15 protein-coding genes are annotated in these 17,066 nt (G+C 67.9%); 9 read left to right on the plus strand and 6 right to left on the minus strand.

What is annotated here, in order from left to right:
• Positions 1–130: 130 nt before the first annotated feature.
• Positions 131–2,272, minus strand: a complete 2,142-nt coding sequence (locus KRX52_RS10520; protein WP_217681692.1) for a putative bifunctional diguanylate cyclase/phosphodiesterase — start codon at positions 2,270–2,272, stop codon at positions 131–133.
• 138 nt (positions 2,273–2,410) lie between these two features.
• Here KRX52_RS10520 and uvrD point away from each other — a divergent pair, with 138 nt between their 5' ends.
• The 7 genes from uvrD (at position 2,411) to KRX52_RS10555 (ending at position 10,722) form a co-directional block, all read left to right on the plus strand.
• Positions 2,411–4,588 (plus strand): DNA helicase II, encoded by a 2,178-nt coding sequence (gene uvrD / locus KRX52_RS10525; protein WP_217681693.1) that lies wholly within the window; start codon positions 2,411–2,413, stop codon positions 4,586–4,588.
• 68 nt (positions 4,589–4,656) lie between these two features.
• Positions 4,657–5,760 carry a TRAP transporter substrate-binding protein gene (locus tag KRX52_RS10530; protein WP_217681694.1) on the plus strand — a complete coding sequence of 368 codons (1,104 nt, stop codon included), beginning with the start codon at positions 4,657–4,659 and terminating at the stop codon, positions 5,758–5,760.
• Between the two features lie 109 nt (positions 5,761–5,869).
• Positions 5,870–6,760 carry a Tim44 domain-containing protein gene (locus KRX52_RS10535; RefSeq protein WP_217681695.1) on the plus strand — a complete coding sequence of 297 codons (891 nt, stop codon included), beginning with the start codon at positions 5,870–5,872 and terminating at the stop codon, positions 6,758–6,760.
• A gap of 134 nt (positions 6,761–6,894) precedes the next feature.
• A complete protein-coding gene (locus KRX52_RS10540) occupies positions 6,895–7,302 on the plus strand; it encodes an SMI1/KNR4 family protein (protein ID WP_217681696.1) in 408 nt (135 codons plus the stop codon).
• A 225-nt stretch (positions 7,303–7,527) separates the two neighbouring features.
• Entirely contained in the window at positions 7,528–9,264 is a 1,737-nt protein-coding gene (locus KRX52_RS10545) for a cation:proton antiporter (RefSeq protein ID WP_217681697.1), read from the plus strand.
• A gap of 113 nt (positions 9,265–9,377) precedes the next feature.
• Positions 9,378–10,232 carry an EamA family transporter gene (locus tag KRX52_RS10550; RefSeq protein WP_217681698.1) on the plus strand — a complete coding sequence of 285 codons (855 nt, stop codon included), beginning with the start codon at positions 9,378–9,380 and terminating at the stop codon, positions 10,230–10,232.
• A 76-nt stretch (positions 10,233–10,308) separates the two neighbouring features.
• A complete protein-coding gene (locus KRX52_RS10555; protein ID WP_217681699.1) occupies positions 10,309–10,722 on the plus strand; it encodes a hypothetical protein in 414 nt (137 codons plus the stop codon).
• 8 nt (positions 10,723–10,730) lie between these two features.
• Here the strand turns inward: KRX52_RS10555 and KRX52_RS10560 are convergent, their stop codons facing one another.
• The gene (locus KRX52_RS10560) at positions 10,731–11,819 is read right to left on the minus strand and encodes an FUSC family protein (protein WP_217681700.1); all 1,089 of its coding nucleotides are present in this window, start codon (positions 11,817–11,819) and stop codon (positions 10,731–10,733) included.
• Between the two features lie 92 nt (positions 11,820–11,911).
• The gene (locus tag KRX52_RS10565) at positions 11,912–12,670 is read right to left on the minus strand and encodes an FRG domain-containing protein (RefSeq protein WP_217681701.1); all 759 of its coding nucleotides are present in this window, start codon (positions 12,668–12,670) and stop codon (positions 11,912–11,914) included.
• Positions 12,671–13,111: 441 nt separating this feature from the next.
• Between KRX52_RS10565 and KRX52_RS10570 the strand changes: the two genes are divergently transcribed.
• A complete protein-coding gene (locus KRX52_RS10570; protein WP_217681702.1) occupies positions 13,112–13,630 on the plus strand; it encodes a CAP domain-containing protein in 519 nt (172 codons plus the stop codon).
• A 352-nt stretch (positions 13,631–13,982) separates the two neighbouring features.
• Positions 13,983–15,485 (plus strand): calcium-binding protein, encoded by a 1,503-nt coding sequence (locus KRX52_RS10575; RefSeq protein ID WP_217681703.1) that lies wholly within the window; start codon positions 13,983–13,985, stop codon positions 15,483–15,485.
• 193 nt (positions 15,486–15,678) lie between these two features.
• On the opposite strand, the gene KRX52_RS10580 is transcribed toward KRX52_RS10575, so the two are convergent.
• Genes KRX52_RS10580 through KRX52_RS10590 form a run of 3 tightly spaced genes read right to left on the minus strand, consistent with a single transcriptional unit; the run spans position 15,679 to position 16,863 of the window.
• Complete coding sequence (locus tag KRX52_RS10580; protein WP_217681704.1) at positions 15,679–16,098, minus strand: secondary thiamine-phosphate synthase enzyme YjbQ; 420 nt, start codon at positions 16,096–16,098, stop codon at positions 15,679–15,681.
• A 22-nt stretch (positions 16,099–16,120) separates the two neighbouring features.
• Positions 16,121–16,444 (minus strand): nucleotidyltransferase domain-containing protein, encoded by a 324-nt coding sequence (locus tag KRX52_RS10585; RefSeq protein ID WP_217681705.1) that lies wholly within the window; start codon positions 16,442–16,444, stop codon positions 16,121–16,123.
• Complete coding sequence (locus KRX52_RS10590; protein WP_217681706.1) at positions 16,441–16,863, minus strand: nucleotidyltransferase substrate binding protein; 423 nt, start codon at positions 16,861–16,863, stop codon at positions 16,441–16,443. The genes KRX52_RS10585 and KRX52_RS10590 overlap by 4 nt, the downstream gene beginning before the upstream one ends.
• Between the last annotated feature and the right edge of the window lie 203 nt (positions 16,864–17,066).

Below are 17,066 nucleotides of genomic sequence, written 5' to 3' on the forward strand. Positions count from 1 at the left end.
GCCGTAGGGTAGAAAACCCGCGCAGCGGTTTTCTACCTGCCCTCCGCGCCACGGCCAGACACCTGGTGGTGGGCAATCGCTACGCGAGTTGCCCACCTTACAGCCTGAGATCCAGGCGCAAACCCCGCCCTCAGGCCGCCCGCGCGCGCAACAGCTCGGTCATCGCCTGCGCCTCCACCGGCCGGCTGAACAGGTAGCCCTGGATCTCGTCGCAGCCGTGGGCGCGCAGGAAGTCCAGCTGCGCCACCTCCTCGACGCCCTCGGCCACCACCTCCAGCCCCAGACTGTGGGCCATGACGATGATCGCCCGGGTGATCGCCGCATCGCCGCCCGTCTCGCTGCTGCCCAGCTCGCGGATGAAGGTCTGGTCGATCTTCACCACATCCACCGGCAGGTGCTTGAGGTAGCCGAGCGAGGAATAGCCGGTGCCGAAGTCATCGATCGCCAGGCGTACGCCCAGCCCGCGCAGCTGGCGGAACACCTCCGCCACATCCTCGACGTTGTCCGACAGCTGGCTCTCGGTCAGCTCCAGCTCCAGCAGCGCGGCCGGCAGGCCGGTCTCGGCCAGTACCGCGGCAACCTGGGCGACGAAGTCGCCCTGGCGCAGCTGCTGCATGGCGATGTTCACCGAGACGCGCACCTCGGCCAGCCCGCCCGACTGCCAGGCGTGTGCCTGGGCGCAGGCCTGGCGCAGGACGAACTCGCCGATGCCACGGATCTGCCCGGTTTCCTCGGCCAGGCCGATGAAGCTGGCCGGCGACACCAGGCCGAACTGCGGGTGGCGCCAGCGCACCAGCGCCTCGACACCCAGCAGGCGATCCGAGCTGAGGGTCAGCTTGGGCTGGTAGAACACCTCCAGCTGGCCCTTGTCGAGCGCCTTGTCCAGCTGGGCCTCGAGCAGCAGGCGTTCGCGGCTGCTGGCCTGCAGGCTGTCGCGATAGAACTGCACGTTGTTGCCACCCAGCTGCTTGGCGTGGCGCATGGCGACGCTCGCCTGGCCGAACAGCGCGGTGGCGTCGGCAGCGGCGGACAGCCGGGCGATGCCCAGCGAGGCGCTGACCACCACTTCGTGGCCGTCGACCGTCACCCCTTGGCGCAGCTCGGCCAGCAGGCGCCGCGCCAGAGACTCCAGCTCGTCGGCGCCGGTACTGCTGTCGAGCAGGATGACGAACTCGTCCACCGCGATCCGCGCGATGGTGTCGGCCTGCGGCACGCTGCGGACCAGGCGTTGCGCCAGCTCGACGAGGATGGCGTCGGCCAGGTGCTGACCGAGGCTGGCACCGACCCGGTTGAAGCGGTCCAGGTCGAGGTGCAGCATGGCCAGCTCCTGACCCGGCGCGCCGCGGCGCCGGGCGACGGCATCGAGGCGCTCGAGCAGCAGGCCGCGGTTGGCCAGCCCGGTCAGGGCATCGTAATGGGTCAGGTACAGGCGCTGCGCCTCTTCCTCCCGGCGCGCCCGCTCGCTGGCGCTGAGCGCCTGGCTGCCCTCGCTGACCCGCTGCTCCAGGGCGCGCTGCGCGGCGCGCAGCTCCGCCTCGACCGCCTGGCGCTGGTGCACCTCGCTGGCCAGCTCGCGGTTCAGCCGGACCGCGGCGCGCCGGGCCTGCTCCTGGAAATCCTGCAGCGACTGGTTCTGGAACCGCTGCAGCAGGTTGCTGCGCACCCCGCGATTGATCTGCCAGGCGCTGACCAGCAACGCCGCCAGCAGGATCAGGCCGAACACGCCCCAGCCCTGCAGCGCGGCGGCGTCGTGACCGAGCAGGTACAGGCTGAACGGCAGCAGGCCGGGCACGGCGAAGGCGAAAAAGGCGCGCAGGCTGGCGGCATAGACCACGCTGGCGGAGATGATCGCCGCCACCAGCAGGCCGCAGATCAGCGCCTGCAGCAGCGGTGCGGCCAGCGGGACGAACAGCACGCCGACCAGCGCCAGGGTGATGCCCGAGGCGGCAGCGCCGAGCAGGAAGGTCTGCCGCCAGATCGGCGCCGCCTGGCGCTCGGCCGGAGCCCGCAGGAAGGCCGCGCACTGCCACAGACGCAGGCCGGTCAGCAGGCTCAGCCAGGCCAGCAAGCCCGCCAGCAGGCCGTGGTCCCGCTCGCCCCAGAGCAGGCCGCCGCAGCTCAGGCTGCCCAGCAGCATCAGCAGGGTGGGCAGGCGCGAGCCGCGGTACAGCTGGCGGGTCACCGCCGCCTCGATCTGCGCGGCATAGTGCTGGCGCACCGCATCCGGCTCGATCACCGGCGGCGCGACATCCGACGAAAACAGAAAGGTCATGTGTGCTGCTTTTTTTGTTGTTCTTTTTTGATGGTCGTCCCAGACATGCTGTGGTCGCCTCCCTGCACTAATACGGGGCCGGTACTCCCGGCCGCACGGAGTTTGCCGCGTCTTGGCGCGGACCGCTAGAATGCCGCGATGCGCGAAGACCTATCCTTTCTGCTTAGTACTCTCAACGATGCCCAACGCCAGGCCGTCGCCGCTCCGCTCGGCCGCCAGCTGGTGCTGGCCGGCGCCGGCTCGGGCAAGACCCGCGTGCTGGTGCATCGCATCGCCTGGCTGATCGAGGTCGAGGGCGCCGGCGCCCACTCGATCCTCTCGGTGACCTTCACCAACAAGGCCGCCGCCGAGATGCGCGTGCGCATCGAGCAGCTGCTCGGCATCAGCCCGGCCGGCATGTGGGTGGGCACCTTCCACGGCCTCGCCCACCGCCTGCTGCGCGCCCACTGGCAGGAGGCCGGCCTCGCCGAGAACTTCCAGATCCTCGACTCCGACGACCAGCAGCGCCTGGTCAAGCGGGTGATCCGCGAGCTGGGCCTCGACGACAACAAGTGGCCGGCGCGCCAGGCGCAGTGGTTCATCAACGGCCAGAAGGACGAGGGCCTGCGCCCGCAGCACATCCAGCCGGCCGGCGACCACTACCTGGCCACCATGCTGCAGATCTACAGCGCCTACGAGGCCGCCTGCAAGCGCGCCGGCGCGATCGACTTCGCCGAGCTGCTGCTGCGCGCGCTGGACCTGTGGCGCGACCACCCCGGCCTGCTCGAGCACTACCAGCGGCGCTTCCGCCACATCCTGGTCGACGAGTTCCAGGACACCAACGCCGTGCAGTACGCCTGGCTGCGCCTGCTCGGCCAGGGCGGCGCCAGCCTGATGGTGGTCGGCGACGACGACCAGTCGATCTACGGCTGGCGCGGCGCGCGGATCGAGAACATCCAGCAGTTCGGCCGCGACTTCGCCGACGCCCAGACCATCCGCCTGGAGCAGAACTACCGCTCCACCGCGCGCATCCTCAAGGCCGCCAACGCGCTGATCGCCCACAACCAGGGGCGCCTGGGCAAGGAGCTGTGGACCGAGGGCCACGAGGGCGATCCGCTGGCGCTGTACGCCGCCTTCAACGAGTACGACGAGGCGCGCTACGTGGTCGAGAGCATCATGGATGCGGTGCGCAAGGACGGCCTCAAGCGCAGCGAGATCGCCATCCTCTACCGCTCCAACGCCCAGTCGCGGGTGCTGGAAGAGGCGCTGCTGCGCGAGAAGGTGCCCTACCGCATCTACGGCGGCCAGCGCTTCTTCGAGCGCGCCGAGATCAAGAACGCCATGGCCTACCTGCGCCTGGTGCGCGAGCGCGAGGACGACGCGGCGCTGGAGCGGGTGCTCAACCTGCCGCCGCGCGGCATCGGCGAGAAGACCGTGGAGACGCTGCGCGAGATTGCCCGCAGCGAGAGCCTGTCGCTGTGGCGCGCGCTGCACCAGGCGGTCGGCAACAAGCTGGTGCCGGGCCGCGCCGCCAGTGCGCTGAACGCCTTCGTCGAGCTGATCGACAGCCTCGCCCTGCGCGTCGAGGCCATGCCGCTGCACCTGCAGACCCAGACGGTGATCGAGCAGTCCGGGCTGATTCCCTTCCACCTCGCCGAAAAGGGCGAGAAGGGCCAGACCCGCATCGACAACCTCGAGGAACTGGTCAGCGCCGCGCGTGCGTTCGAGACCACCGAGGAAGAGCTGTCGCCGCTGGCCGCGTTCATCGACCACGCCGCCCTGGAGGCCGGCGACACCCAGGCCGACGTCGACGAGGACAGCGTGCAGCTGATGACCCTGCACAGCGCCAAGGGCCTGGAGTTCCCGCTGGTGTTCCTGGTCGGCATGGAGGAAGGCCTGTTCCCCCACAAGATGAGCATGGAGGAGCCCGGCCGCCTCGAGGAAGAGCGCCGCCTCGCCTACGTCGGCCTGACCCGCGCCATGCAGCGCCTGGTGCTGACCTATGCCGAGACCCGCCGCCTGTACGGCAGCGAGACCTACAACAAGGTGTCGCGCTTCGTCCGCGAGATCCCGCCGGGGCTGATCCACGAGGTGCGCCTGGCCAACGCGGTCAGCCGGCCGTATACCGGCAATCGCAGCGTGGCCAGCCCGTTCGCCGGCGCCAGCGTGCCGGAAACCGCCTTTGCCCTCGGCCAGCAGGTTCGCCACAGCCTGTTTGGCGAAGGGGTGATCCTCAACTACGAAGGCTCCGGCGCCCAGGCGCGGGTGCAGGTGAACTTCGCCAGCGAAGGCACCAAGTGGCTGATGCTGTCCTACGCCAAGCTGGAAGCGCTGTAGCGCGCCAACCGCGGCCCGAACCACCCTCGCGGCCGCCTGCGGCCCCAGCGCGATAGGGAGAGCAGTCGATGCATCGTCGCCAAGTGTTCGCTGCTGCCACCACCCTGCTCGCCGCCTTGGGGCTGGCCGGCTGCCGGCCGGAGCCAGCCGCGCCGCAGGACGCCGCCCAACCGGCTCCCGCGCCGCAGCCGCGCTTCACCTGGACGATGCTCACCGCCTGGCCGCAGGACCATCCGGGCCTGGGCAGCGGCGCCGTAAGCTTCGCCCAGCGGGTCGAGGCCATGAGCGGCGGCCGGCTGAGCATCGAAGTCTCGGCCGCCGGCGAGCGGGTGCCGGCGCAGGGCGTGTTCGACGTGGTGTCGCGCGGCAGCGCCGAACTCGGCCACAGCGCCGCCTACTTCTGGTCGGGCAAGACGGCCGCCGCGCCGTTCTTCACCGCCATCCCCTTCGGCCTGTCCGCGACGGAGATGCACGCCTGGCTGCAGCACGGCGGCGGCATGGCGCTGTGGGAGGAGGCCTACGCCCCGTTCGGCATCAAGCCGCTGCTGGTGGGCAACACCGGCATGCGCATGGGCGGCTGGTTCAACAAGGAGATCAACAGCCTGCAGGACTTCGAAGGCCTGCGGGTGCGCATGCCGGGGCTCGGCGGCGAGGTGCTCAAGCGCTTCGCCGCGACCACCGTCAACCTGGACGAGAGCGAGGTGCCGGTCGCCCTGTACAACGGCACCATCGACGCCACCGACGGCGGCGGCCCCTACAACGACCTGGCCGCTGGCCTGCACCAGTTCGCGCGCTTCTACTACTACCCCGGCTGGCAGGCGCCGCAGGCGGCCATCGAGCTGCTGATCAACCGTAAGGCGTGGGACGCGCTGCCGGCCGACCTCAAGGCCATCGTCGAGGAGGCCGCGCGCGGCTCGACCCAGCTGATGCTCGACGAATACGCCTACAACAACGCCCACGCCCTGGCCGAGCTGCGCCGCCAGGGCGTGGTGCTCAAGCGCTTTCCCGACCAGGTGCTGGCGGCCCTGCACCACGAATCCGAGCAGGTCCTCGAGCAGCTGGCCCGCCAGAACGCGCTGAACGGCCGCATCCGCGCCTCGCTGCAGGCCTTCCGCGAGCAGGCCGGCGAGATGAGCAAGGTCGCCGAGAAGGAGCTGTACAACGCACGCTGAGCCCGGCCGCGCCCGCCTCGCGCAACAGTCCGATACAATCTGCAACTGGCCGCCTGCCCGCCACTGGGCAAAGATGGCGCGCGTGAACCTTCATCGAGAGCACTCTCCCATGCAACGTTTTCTCAGCCTGGCCATGGCCCTGTGCCTCAGCCTGACTCTCAGCATCGACGCCTTCGCCGCCAAGCGCTTCGGCGGCGGCAAGTCGTTCGGCTCCACCCCGACGCACCAGACCCAGCAGCGCCAGACCCAGCAGGCCGCCCCGGTGCCCAGCGCACCGACCGCCGGCGCTGCCGCCGGTGCCATGGCCAAGCCCAGCGGCGCCTCGCGCTGGCTCGGCCCGCTGGCCGGCATCGCCGCCGGTGGCCTGCTCGCCTCGATGTTCATGGGTGACGGCTTCGAAGGCTTCCAGCTGCTCGACTTCCTGATGATCGGCGGCCTGGTCCTGCTCGCCTTCATGGCCTTCCGCGCCTTCGCCCGCCGCAAGCTGCAGGCCCAGGGCGCCACCCCGGCCTACGCCGGCATGGGCAACGCCCAGGCCTACCAGGCACCGGCCCAGCCGCAGTACGCGCCGGCCGCCAACACCGTGTTCGGTGGCGGCGCCGCGCAGCCGGCGCGCACCTTCCAGGCCCCGGCCTGGTTCGACGAGCAGCGCTTCGTCGGCATCGCCCGCGAGCACTTCATGAACCTGCAGCAGCACTGGGACGCCGCGGAGATGGACAAGATCGCCGAGTTCGTCACCCCGCAGATGCTCGAGTTCCTCAAGCAGGAGCGCGCCAGCCTGGGCGACGGCTTCCAGTCCACCTACGTCGACAACCTGCAGGTGCAGCTGGACGGCATCGAACCGCAGGGCGGCAAGACCATCGCCACCCTGACCTTCGCCGGCATATCCAAGAGCTCGCGTTTCGACCAGGGCGAAGCCTTCAGCGAAAGCTGGCGCATGGAGCGTGCCGACGGCGACAACCAGCCCTGGCTGATCGCCGGCATCCGCCAGAACGGCTGATCCGCAGCGCAGTGCAGACAAGACCCGGGCCTCGCCCGGGTCTTGTCGTTTCGGCCGGTCGCGAGCGGCCCGCCGTTGCGCTATAAAGCACCCCAATTTGCCATTCCCCCGATTCCAACAAGAGGGCTGTTGCCGTGGAAGAAGTGATCGACCGACTGCGCGAGCTGAACGAGCCGGTGCCGGTACCGCTGGAGCTGCCGGACGAGGACACGCTGGTGGAGATCCAGGAGCAGATCCTCATCCACCTGCCCTTCGAGCTGCGCGAGTACCTGCTCAAGGCCAGCGACGTAGTCTACGGCCACCTGGAGCCGGTGACCGCCAGCGACCCGCACTCGCACACCTACCTGCCCGACGTGACCGCCCGCGCCTGGCACGAAGGCCTGCCGCGCTACCTGGTGCCGCTGTGCGAGGACCGCGGGCGCTACTACGCGGTCGACCCGGAGGGCCAGGTGCTGCTGTGGGAAGACGGCGAGATCAACGAGGACCAGCAGTGGGACTCGGTGTGGCAGTGGATCGACGAGGTCTGGCTGGAAGGCGCCTGAGCGCCCTGTCGCCAAGCCGACAAACGCCCCCGCCCGCAACACCGCCGCCCCGCCCGCAGCCCTTGCCCGGCGCGGGGCCACCATTCTGCATACAGCCTCCGCCCGCCTAACATCCTGTACCAATTTCCGGCAATTTCCGCTCGACCCTCGGCCATCCTGCCGCGATCCTGTAACCCTGCCGACATTCAATTCTGGCCGGGAGGCCACAGCGTCGAAGGAGCGCGGATGGAACACAACATACCCCTGATCACCACCCTGGCCGGAGGCTTCGGCCTGGCGCTGATCTTCGGCTTCCTCGCCGAGAAGCTGAAACTGCCGGCGCTGGTGGGCTACCTGTTCGCCGGCATCCTCATCGGCCCGGCCACGCCGGGCTTCGTCGCCGACGTCGAGCTGGCCGCCCAGCTGTCGGAGATCGGCGTGATGCTGCTGATGTTCGGCGTCGGTCTGCACTTCTCCCTCGACGACCTGCTGGCGGTGAAGAAGATCGCCCTGCCCGGCGCCGTGGTGCAGATGACCGTGGCCACCCTGCTGGGCATGGGGGTCGCCACCTGGTGGGGCTGGAGCACGGGTGCCGCCCTCGTCTTCGGCCTGTCGCTGTCCTGCGCCAGCACCGTGGTGCTGCTCAAGGCGCTGGAGGCACGCGGCATCCTCGATTCGATGAACGGGCGCATCGCCGTCGGCTGGCTGGTGGTCGAGGATCTGGCCACCGTGCTGCTGCTGGTCCTGCTGCCGCCGCTGGCCGGCGTGCTCGGCGATACGCCGTCCGCCGACCAGACCAGCGGGCCGCTGTGGCTGACCATCGGCCAGACCCTGCTGCAGGTCGGCGCCTTCATCGCGCTGATGCTGGTGGCCGGGCGCCGCGTGCTGCCCTGGCTGCTGCTGCAAGTGGCGCGCACCGGCTCGCGCGAGCTGTTCACCCTGGCGGTGATCGCCGTGGCCATCGGCATCGCCTACGGCGCCGCGGCGCTGTTCAGCGTGTCCTTCGCCCTCGGCGCGTTCTTCGCCGGCATGGTGATGCGCGAGTCCGACCTCAGCCACCGCGCCGCCGAGGAGTCGCTGCCGCTGCGCGACGCCTTCGCCGTGCTGTTCTTCGTCTCGGTCGGCATGCTGTTCGAGCCCAAGGTGCTGGTCGAGGAGCCGCTGCACGTGCTGGCGGTGGTCGCCATCATCGTGGTCGGCAAGACCCTGGCGGCGATGGCGCTGGTGCTGCTGTTCCGCTACCCGCTGAACACCGCGCTGACCGTCGGCGCCAGCCTGGCGCAGATCGGCGAGTTCTCCTTCATCCTCGCCGGCCTCGGCCTGTCGCTCGGCCTGCTGCCGCAGGAAGGCCTCAGTCTGGTGCTGGCCGGCGCGCTGATCTCCATCGCCCTCAACCCCTTCGTGTTCGCTGCGGTGAAGCCGCTGAAGGAGCTGGCGCTGCGTCGTTCGTCCGTCGCCCGCCACCTCGAGCACCGCGAGGACCCGCTGGCGGTGCTGCCGACCAGCACCGCGCAGCACTACCTGGCCGGCCAGGTGGTGGTGGTCGGCTACGGCCGCGTCGGCCGGCGCATCAGCGGTGCGCTGGCCGAGCGGCAGATTCCCTTCGTGGTGGTCGAGCAGAACCGCGAGCGCGTCGAGCAGTTGCGCCACGAGGGCATCGCCGCGGTGAGTGGCGACTCCATCGACCCGGCGACCCTGATCCAGGCGCACATCGCCACCGCCGCCATGCTGGTGATCGCCACCCCCGACCCGCTGCATGTGCAGCGCATGGTGGAAATCGCCCGCACGCTGAACCCGGCCATCGAGGTGGCGATCCGCACCCACAGCGCCGCGGCGGTGGAGATCTTCCGCAGCGACAACCTCGGCACGGTGTTCTTCGACGAGGAGGAGCTGGCGCGCGGCATGCAGGCGCACATCCTCTCCAAGTTCGCGCCGGCCGAGGCCGCCCAGGCGGACAGCAACGGCCACGGTTCAGCCGCCTGAACCGGCCGGCAGCATCGTCGCCGCCACCTGGGTGCGGCGACGACGCCCGGCTCGACGCTCCCTGCCACCGCGGCCTATGATCCGCGCCCGTTTCGTCGCAAGGCGCGCAGTCCATGCCCTACCTGTTGATCGTCACCCTGCTGTGGGCCTTCTCCTTCAGCCTGATCGGCGAGTACCTGGCCGGCCAGGTGGACAGCGACTTCGCCGTGCTGGCGCGGGTGGTGATCGCCGCCCTGGTGTTCCTGCCGTTCACCGTCTGGCGCGGCCTGCCGGGGCGGCTGCTGGCCGGCTTCTGGCTGGCCGGCGCGCTGCAGTTCGGCGTCACCTACCTGTGCCTGTACCGCAGCTTCAGCGTGCTGACGGTGCCCGAGGTGCTGCTGTTCACCGTGCTCACGCCGATCTACGTGACCCTGCTCGACGACGCCCTGGCGCGACGCTTCAACCCCTGGGCGCTGCTCGCCGCCGTGGTGGCGGTGGGCGGCGGGGCGATCATCCGCTTCAAGCCGCTGGAGGGCGACTACCTGCTCGGCTTCCTGCTCCTGCAGCTGGCCAACGCCACCTTCGCCGCCGGCCAGGTGCTGTGCCGCCAGCTGCTGGCGCGCTATCCGGTCGAGCAGCCGCTGCAGCGCTACTTCGGCCACTTTTTCCTCGGCGCGCTGGTCCTCGCCCTGCCCTCGTTCCTGCTGTTCGGCAACCCGGCCAAGCTGCCGCACACCGCAGTGCAGTGGGGCGTGCTGCTGTGGATGGGCTTGTTCGCCACCGCGCTGGGCATGTTCTGGTGGGTCAAGGGCAGCACGCGGGTGAATGCTGGCACCCTGGCGGTGCTGAACGAGCTGCACGTGCCGGCCGGTCTGCTGGTCAACCTGCTGATCTGGAACCGCGACGCCGACCTGCCGCGCCTGGCCGCCGGCGGCGCGGTGATCCTCGCCTCGCTGTGGCTCAACCGCCTGGGGCGGCGCCTGGCGTGAGGCGGTGACTGGCCGGGCGGCGGCCGATGGGATAGTGTCGGCCGCGATGACTCCCAGGCCAGGCAAGGATGCCCCGATGATCAGCAACGAACCCTATCGCACTCCCGCAGCCAGCGCACTGGACTCGGCAGCGCTCCCGAGGAAAGGACTGCTCGGCTATCTGGACGGCAGCCAGCCGCTGTGGAAGGCCTTCTGGCTGGTCTATGTGCTGGGCTCGCTCCTACTCTCGCTGGCGATGGCTTTCGGTGTGCGGACCTCCCTGTTTGTGGATGTCGCCATCGCTCTCAAGCGCGCGATCGGGCTCGGCACCGAGACGGTTCTGGTGCTGCTGATCGCGACCCCGATCCTCGGCTTCGTGGCCTTTTCCTTGCCGGTGGTCTGGCGCTGCGCGGACAACACTGGACGCAAGCTCTGGACCCTGCTGGCGCGGCTGTGCGTGAGCCTGCATGGACTCTGGGCGGCGAGCAAGCTGCTGGGCATCTTCCTCTAGCCCGTCGCCTAGCCGCCGAAGCGTGCCGGCACCAGCCGGCGCATCTGCCGCCCCATCACTGCGCGAAAGCGCGGGCTGTGCAGGCAGATACCTCCGATCAGGCCGACCAAGCAGCCCAGCGCGGTATCGTAGAAGCGCGCCTCGATCAGCGCGCCGGCCGAGCCGTGGCCCAGGGTGGCAGCTTCGGCGAGCAGGATGGTCAGCGGGGTGATGAAGATGGCGGCGAAGGCGTAGTGCCTGACCACCGCGACCTCGATCACGAAGGACAGCAGCATCATCAGCAGGGCGATGCTCCACTTGTCCAGCGGCAGCAACAGGAACCCCCAGGCCGCCAGCAGGCCGATGGCGGTACCCAGCACGCGGTGCAACTGCTTGTTCCACACCGCCTGCAGCGACGCGCCCTGGATCACCGCCAGGCAGCTGACCGGCACCCAGTAGGCTTTCTCCAGTTGCAGGGCCTGGGCGGCGGCCAGCGAAACGCCGACGAAGATGCCGATCCACACCGAGTCGAACACCACGAAGTCGAAGGTCGGCGCCGGCAGCGGCGGCACCGGCTTGGGTGTCTGCACGCGCAGGATGTAGAGGCTGTAGAAGAAGGCGATCAGGCAAGCCAGCAGGCTACCCATGGAGATCAGCCCGACCATCAGCGGCACCTGCAACACGTCCAGCGGGGTATAGGCGCCGATCGACGCGGCCATGATGAAGAACAGACTGCCGGGCATCCCCAGACCGTAGAAACGGCAGACCATGCTAACCAGGATGCTGACGAACACCAGCGCCGGCATCATCAGCAGCGGGAAGAAGTGGCTCATCACCCCCAGCGTGTAGCAGGCGATCATCGCGAAGGAGCAGGCCATCAGCGTCACCATGCGGTGATACAGCGGCGTGCCGGGCAGGTAGAGGAACACCAGCCCGCCGAGCGAGGAGACCAGCCCGTAGTCCAGGCGGTCGAACCAGGCGCCGACCAGCAGCGGTAGCCCGGTGGCCAGCGCCGCGGCGAAGGGCATCTGCCAGGGCCGGTCGCTGGGGTTGATGGTCAGCAGCTGGCGCCACTGGGCCTGCAGCAGTCGATTCAGCTCAGTCCATTTGCCGTGCATCTCGTCTCCCCATCCTCGGCAGCGCAAGCCGCCCTGCCATCCTGCGCCCCGCTTACCGCCGTGCGGCAAGGCCGCGCCGGCCCGCCACGGGGCTAGTTGGAGTAAAGCTCGAACTGCATGTTGGCATAGTTGCTCGCCCCACTGAGGTCGGGGAACAGCGTCAGGTGGTTGATGTTCATCTGCTCGAGGCCGCGCAACACGCTGATCCGCTCGGCGTTGGGCAGGTGGATCTTCTTGATGATGGCAGCGTTCGAGCCGGCAAACTCGTGGGCGATCACCGCCTCCAGCTCCTCCCCGGAGTCCGAATAGGAGAACAGCCCGTTCTGGCCGAGCACCCGCGCATTCTCGTCGGAGAACGGCGTGTAGAAGCGCACCATCCTGGCCAGCTCGGGACGACCTTCCACTTCGCTCTTGTTCAGCGCAATGATCACCCGCTTGCGGGTGTCGTCCTTACCGGTATTGGCGAAGGCAAAGAACGCCGCGGTATAGGGCGAATGGGTCCAGTCGACCAGCGGCGTCAGCAACTCGAAGTGCTGACCGAGCGCCCACCACTCCAGCGGCTCGTCGTACTGCGGCGGGTTCGCCCCGCGCTTGCCGCGGATGGCCATCTTGAAGCGGTTGAGCTGATCCTGGCGCAGCTGGGTGGTCTTCGATTTGTCGACGATCTTGCGGTCGATGGTCGACTCGAGCTTGTAGTAGTCCTTGCGGTGCCCGCGATAGACCCAGCCGGACCCGGGCGAAAAGGCTTCCTGAATGTAGTCGATGAAGTAATTCCACTTCCTGATGTGGATTTCCTCGATACCGTCCTTGACCTTGCTGGACTTCCAGCGCGGCTGATTTGCGTCGCCCATGATCGAGCCCTTGTCTTCTGAGTGCGGCATGAGAGCCGGTCACAACCACACACGTCGTGATCCGCCCCGCGTTGTCATGCCCGGTGATGTGCAGCGAAATGGCGCTGTTGCGCGAACCCCCGTGCCGACCATCCAGCGTCGGGATAGCGGCCGGTGCACGCGGGCAGGTATTCGGCGCATTTTAAGCCCAGCGGCACAGGGCGGGGCGGTGCCAGGCATGAAAAAGCCATGGTCTTCGCGCGCCAGCAGCGGCTTTTCCTCACTGCCTGCGTAACGCGGGCCTGCTGGCGCGCGGCACGGACGCTCAAACGTGACCCGGGCGGCGTTGCGCAAGTATTTGCGCCGCAGGGGGGAGTGCCGGGAACGCGGCGGGCTGCTTGCTGTCTGCGCTCAGCCAACAAATCCGTTCCCATCATCACCACCCACTCGAAGCACTCCCCCATGCCTAGCCGCCCTGCCCGCTACCTGTCGCTCTGCGTTGCCTCCCTGTTGCTGCTCGCCTGCCCCGCCGCCCCCGGCGCGAACGGCTCGCGCCTCCACCCGGCGGCGGTGAAAGACCTGCTGCGCGTACACAACCGGGCGCGCGCGGATGTCGGCGTGCGACCCCTGCAATGGTCGCCGCAGGTCGCCAAGACCGCCCAGCGCTGGGCCGACCACCTCGCCGACCGCAGCTGCCGCATGCAGCACAGCCGCGGCTCGGGCTACGGGGAAAACCTCTACACCGGCACCGCCAGCTACTACGAGGTGGAAGACGCCGCCCTAGCCTGGGCGCGGGAGCGCAGGCTGTACCGCGGCGGCCCGCTGCGCCCGCACAACTGGGCGCCCAGCGGCCACTACACGCAGATGGTCTGGGGCGACACCCGCCGCCTCGGCTGCGGCGTCAGCGAGTGCGACGACCAGATGATCGTGGTGTGCAACTACGAGCCGAAGGGCAACTATCTGGGCCGGGCGCCGTACTGAGGCAAAAGTGTGGTGAGAACTATCGTGGCGGTATCAGGCTGCCCGCAAGGATGCCGCTGCTGAGCTTGCCGGGCGTGGGTGCACTGGTGGTCTAAGCTGAGCAAGGTCAATTGGCGATACCCAAGCGGTGTGGGCAGCCGGTCCGGCGACGATGGGGCTTTCTGATGCAGCGGGGCTTTAGCGGGAACAAGCCTCCCATCAAGCGCACTAGTGCCGACCGTCGCTCGTTGTCGTACCGAGCCGGGTATCGGTGACCCTAAATCGCCGCTCTAGCGGTCATCCCGTTGCACACATCGGATGAGCGTTTCTGCAAGGGTTGAAGCGGCTGGCCAGTCACTGCGAGGCAATCGTCATGGCAACCTTGATCGGCATTACCAATACCGGGGTTTTCGATCCCGGCTTCGATTTTTCCAGTTTCTGGCAGGGCATCGAAAGCTCCGGTAGCCAGGCCCTCACTCTGCTCGACCAGTTGCCCGAGCCCACGAGTTACGAGCCGTATGCTGGTGGATACAGCTTGAACTTCAGTGATGGAACAAACATCTGGTTCGCCGGCAGCATAGGCCCGGATCGCATCACCATCCGCGAGTTCGATCTGGATAGTGGCACTCTCGATCTGGGCTTCCGTGGACGATTTACCCTCAGGGCCGATCAGGTGAGCTTCCCGCCGATCACGGTCAAGGAGGCCTGGCTAGGCGATGTCGGTGGCTATGAGCTCGATTTTCGTGGGTCACTGGGGGTTACGGATACCGGCATATCCGGCAGTGTAAAAGAGTTCTACATGCTCTCCGCGAATGGCTCCGGGCCGGGCGGGTTCGATTACGTCAGGTTCACCGGACAGGTGTCCATGAACTCGCAGGGCGACATCTGGGGTGGCAAGATCAAAGGCGTCGAGTGGGGCCAGGTCAACTTTGTCGATGGCCAACTAGCCGATCCGGTGGTTTCCGGAAAAGTTACCGGTGCCAATATCGACGCTGTGGCCCTGGGCGGGGCACTGGATAGCCAGGGGTTCGATGGCTTGATGCCGTTTGTCACGACGGGCAGCGACAAGATCACCGGAACCGCCGGAGGCGATTTCCTTGACGGCGGGGCCGGTAACGACAAGATCTACGGCGAAGCGGGCGACGACACGATCTTCGGAAACACCGGCAACGACCAGCTGTTCGGTGGTGATGGCAACGACACCATTGATGGCGGCGCCGGCCAGGACAAGATCAACGACCTTTCCGGCAATAACACCATCTCCGATCTTGAGGGCAATGCCAGGATTACCACCGGCGCCGGGCACGACGAGATCGTCACCGGGGCAGGCAACGACAAGATCGTCGCTGGTGATGGCGACAACAGCATCGATACCGGCGCCGGGAACGACAACATCACCACCGGCTCAGGCAATGACAGCATCCTGGCCGGGGCCGGCAATGATCGGATCAATTCCGGTGCCGGCGACGATGACATCCTCGCCGGCTCGGGAAACGACAAGGTCGTCGCTGGCGCTGGTGCCGACCGCATTGATGGCGGCGAGGGTGCCGACGTGCTTTCCGGCGGCAGTGACAACGACATCTTCGTCTTCAGCAACCTGGCCGTGGGCGGCATCGACCGGATCCAGGACTTCGCCAAGGGGGACATCCTGGCGCTGGATACCAGCGTTTTCACCCAGCTCGCCGGTGCCGCCGTGGAAAACCTCACCTTGGGCTCGGCCGCTGCGGATGGCGATGACTACCTCGTCTACAACGCAGCCACGGGCGCGCTGTACTACGACGCCGACGGTTCGGGAGCAGATGCGGCCATCCAGATCGCCGGCATCAAGGGTGAAGGGGCCAAACTGATTGCGTTCGATGACTTCCAGTTCGCCTAGCGACTGAAAGTGGCGATCACTGCTGGAGCAGGAGCGTGAGCAACTTCAGGCGGATCTGCTCCAGTCCGGCTGTCGAGGAGCTGCTCGATCTGCACAGCGGATCTGCGAGTGAGGGTAGGTCGCTTAGTGATTGCCCTGCGGCCGAGACAGATCGGTGGATAAGGCTGCGTTTGCTCGACACCATTTGCGCAGCTCATTCCCCGTGCAAGGTCACCACCAGCGTCCGCGCCCCGCCGTGCTCGCGATGCTCGCCCAGGTAGATGCCCTGCCAGGTGCCGATGTTCGGCCGGCCGTCAGTGACCGGCAGGCTCAGGCTGTTGCCCAGCAGGCTGCTCTTGATGTGCGCCGGCAAGTCGTCGCTGCCTTCCAGGGTGTGCTGGTAGTACGGCTCGTCCTCGCGTACGGCGCGGTCGAACCAGGCCGCGAAGTCGCTGCGCACCGTGGGGTCGGCGTTCTCGTTGAGGGTCAGCGAGGCCGAGGTGTGCTGGATGAACACATGCATCAGCCCGACGCGCATCTCGCGGATCGCCGGGCAGTGGGAGAGGATCTCGTCCGTCACCAGATGAAAGCCGCGACGGCGGGGTTTGAGCTGGAAGCGGTATTGGTGCCACATGGGGCGGTGTTCCCTTTCGGATTCACGGGGTCGGCGCTTCGCGCTCGTAGAGCTTCTGCCCCACGCGCCGGATGTGCTCCAGCAGCGCCGGGTTGTCGATATGCGCCAGCAGCGACAGGTCGATCTTCCACGGCAGCAGCAGGTCGTCCAGCGCCAGCTCGATATCCAGCAGGTCGCGGTGCTGCAGACCGTCGCCCTGCAGGGTGAGGTCGATGTCCGAACCGGGGCGTTCGCGACCGAGGGCGCGGGAGCCGTAGAGGATGGCCGCGTAGACGCCGGGGTGGGCGGCCAGCACCCGACGGATCGCCTGCAGGGCCTCTGCCGGCAGGCCGTAGTCCGGGGTCATGCCTGCGGCTCCTCGCGGACGCCCAGCACCTGCTCCAGCGCGCGCAGCAGCGGGTGATGCTGCTGCTGGATGTTGCTCAGGATCGCTTCGGCGGTTTCCTCGTTGTAGGTGTGCGAGGTGCGGTTGCGGTCGGTGAGCATCTGCATCCAGCCGGTGCCGTCGGCGATCAGGCCACGACTGAAGCCTTCACGGATGGTATCGCGCGAGCCGACCAGCCCCTCGATACCCTGCCAGACCAGAAAGTCCTTCAGCGTGTTCCAGCCCAGCTCGTAGCAGTACTCGAAGCCTTGGATTACTCCCTGCTTTTCCAGCTTCGACAGTGGACGCTCGGCCATCAGCGCCATGGCGTCGTCTAGCTGGGCCAGTGCCCGGCGAAAGTTGTACAGGCGCTGCTGCCAGCGAATGTCCGGTGCGCTCATGGTGCTCTCCGCAAGGTCTGCTCTGAGGCGGGAGTGTAGCAAGGGGGTGGGCGGGCCTGCGCGCACGGGTAGTACCGTAGGGCAATGAAATGGACTCCCCCCTCCTAACGGCGTCAATGCGCCAGACTGAAGTTGCTGAAAACAGCAGTCACCGGAGGAGGGAGTCACCATGAAACTTAAGCGAATCGGCATCGATTTGGCAA

It is taken from the genome of Geopseudomonas aromaticivorans (genome assembly GCF_019097855.1).
Taxonomy (GTDB): domain Bacteria; phylum Pseudomonadota; class Gammaproteobacteria; order Pseudomonadales; family Pseudomonadaceae; genus Geopseudomonas; species Geopseudomonas aromaticivorans.